Annotated in this window: 2 rRNA genes (1 of these 2 running past the window's edge); both read left to right on the forward strand. The window is 50.2% G+C overall.

The features are described from left to right. The first annotated feature begins 22 nt into the window (after positions 1–22). A 16S ribosomal RNA gene (locus tag LZP85_RS20680) occupies positions 23–1,575 on the forward strand. A gap of 225 nt (positions 1,576–1,800) precedes the next feature. Beyond that, positions 1,801–2,500, forward strand: a 23S ribosomal RNA gene (locus tag LZP85_RS20685); it runs 2,235 nt beyond the window's last position. Together the 16S and 23S rRNA genes form the textbook arrangement of a ribosomal RNA operon.

Below are 2,500 nucleotides of genomic sequence, written 5' to 3' on the forward strand. Positions count from 1 at the left end.
TTTTATGAGCAAGTCAAACATTTCTTCGGAGAGTTTGATCCTGGCTCAGGATGAACGCTGGCGGCGTGCCTAATACATGCAAGTCGAGCGAACTGATTAGAAGCTTGCTTCTATGACGTTAGCGGCGGACGGGTGAGTAACACGTGGGCAACCTGCCTGTAAGACTGGGATAACTCCGGGAAACCGGAGCTAATACCGGATAACATTTTTTCTTGCATAAGAGAAAATTGAAAGATGGTTTCGGCTATCACTTACAGATGGGCCCGCGGTGCATTAGCTAGTTGGTGAGGTAACGGCTCACCAAGGCAACGATGCATAGCCGACCTGAGAGGGTGATCGGCCACACTGGGACTGAGACACGGCCCAGACTCCTACGGGAGGCAGCAGTAGGGAATCTTCCGCAATGGACGAAAGTCTGACGGAGCAACGCCGCGTGAGTGATGAAGGCTTTCGGGTCGTAAAACTCTGTTGTTAGGGAAGAACAAGTACAAGAGTAACTGCTTGTACCTTGACGGTACCTAACCAGAAAGCCACGGCTAACTACGTGCCAGCAGCCGCGGTAATACGTAGGTGGCAAGCGTTATCCGGAATTATTGGGCGTAAAGCGCGCGCAGGCGGTTTCTTAAGTCTGATGTGAAAGCCCACGGCTCAACCGTGGAGGGTCATTGGAAACTGGGGAACTTGAGTGCAGAAGAGAAAAGCGGAATTCCACGTGTAGCGGTGAAATGCGTAGAGATGTGGAGGAACACCAGTGGCGAAGGCGGCTTTTTGGTCTGTAACTGACGCTGAGGCGCGAAAGCGTGGGGAGCAAACAGGATTAGATACCCTGGTAGTCCACGCCGTAAACGATGAGTGCTAAGTGTTAGAGGGTTTCCGCCCTTTAGTGCTGCAGCTAACGCATTAAGCACTCCGCCTGGGGAGTACGGTCGCAAGACTGAAACTCAAAGGAATTGACGGGGGCCCGCACAAGCGGTGGAGCATGTGGTTTAATTCGAAGCAACGCGAAGAACCTTACCAGGTCTTGACATCCTCTGACAACTCTAGAGATAGAGCGTTCCCCTTCGGGGGACAGAGTGACAGGTGGTGCATGGTTGTCGTCAGCTCGTGTCGTGAGATGTTGGGTTAAGTCCCGCAACGAGCGCAACCCTTGATCTTAGTTGCCAGCATTTAGTTGGGCACTCTAAGGTGACTGCCGGTGACAAACCGGAGGAAGGTGGGGATGACGTCAAATCATCATGCCCCTTATGACCTGGGCTACACACGTGCTACAATGGATGGTACAAAGGGCTGCAAGACCGCGAGGTCAAGCCAATCCCATAAAACCATTCTCAGTTCGGATTGTAGGCTGCAACTCGCCTACATGAAGCTGGAATCGCTAGTAATCGCGGATCAGCATGCCGCGGTGAATACGTTCCCGGGCCTTGTACACACCGCCCGTCACACCACGAGAGTTTGTAACACCCGAAGTCGGTGGGGTAACCTTTATGGAGCCAGCCGCCTAAGGTGGGACAGATGATTGGGGTGAAGTCGTAACAAGGTAGCCGTATCGGAAGGTGCGGCTGGATCACCTCCTTTCTAAGGATTTTTACAAGACGTACGTTTTGAAGCTTTGTTCAGTTTTGAGAGTTCAATCTCTCATTTAATAGAAAGTACATCACTTTCTTCTTATCTAATAAGAAGAATTTTGAGTGCGATTGTTCTTTGAAAACTAGATAACAGTAATAGCTGAGGAAAAGTGAAACTTTTCTTTAATCAAACCAATAAATAACGCAACGCAAGTTGCACCATTTATTCGCTAATGGTTAAGTTAGAAAGGGCGCACGGTGAATGCCTTGGCACTAGGAGCCGATGAAGGACGGGACTAACACCGATATGCTTCGGGGAGCTGTAAGTAAGCTTTGATCCGGAGATTTCCGAATGGGGAAACCCACTGTTCGTAATGGAGCAGTATCTTTATCTGAATACATAGGATATTGAAGGCAGACCCGGGGAACTGAAACATCTAAGTACCCGGAGGAAGAGAAAGCAAATGCGATTTCCTGAGTAGCGGCGAGCGAAACGGAATTAGCCCAAACCAAGAGGCTTGCCTCTTGGGGTTGTAGGACACTCTATACGGAGTTACAAAGGAACGAGGTAAATGAAGAGGTCTGGAAAGGCCCGTCAAAGAAGGTAACAACCCTGTAGTTGAAACTTCGTTCCCTCTTGAGTGGATCCTGAGTACGGCGGAACACGTGAAATTCCGTCGGAAGCTGGGAGGACCATCTCCCAAGGCTAAATACTCCCTAGTGACCGATAGTGAACCAGTACCGTGAGGGAAAGGTGAAAAGCACCCCGGAAGGGGAGTGAAAGAGAACCTGAAACCGTGTGCCTACAAGTAGTCAGAGCCCGTTAATGGGTGATGGCGTGCCTTTTGTAGAATGAACCGGCGAGTTACGATCCCATGCAAGGTTAAGTTGAAGAGACGGAGCCGTAGCGAAAGCGAGTCTGAATAGGGCGTTTA

Origin of the sequence: Priestia flexa (assembly GCF_021441905.1) — a bacterium.
GTDB lineage: Bacteria > Bacillota > Bacilli > Bacillales > Bacillaceae_H > Priestia > Priestia flexa.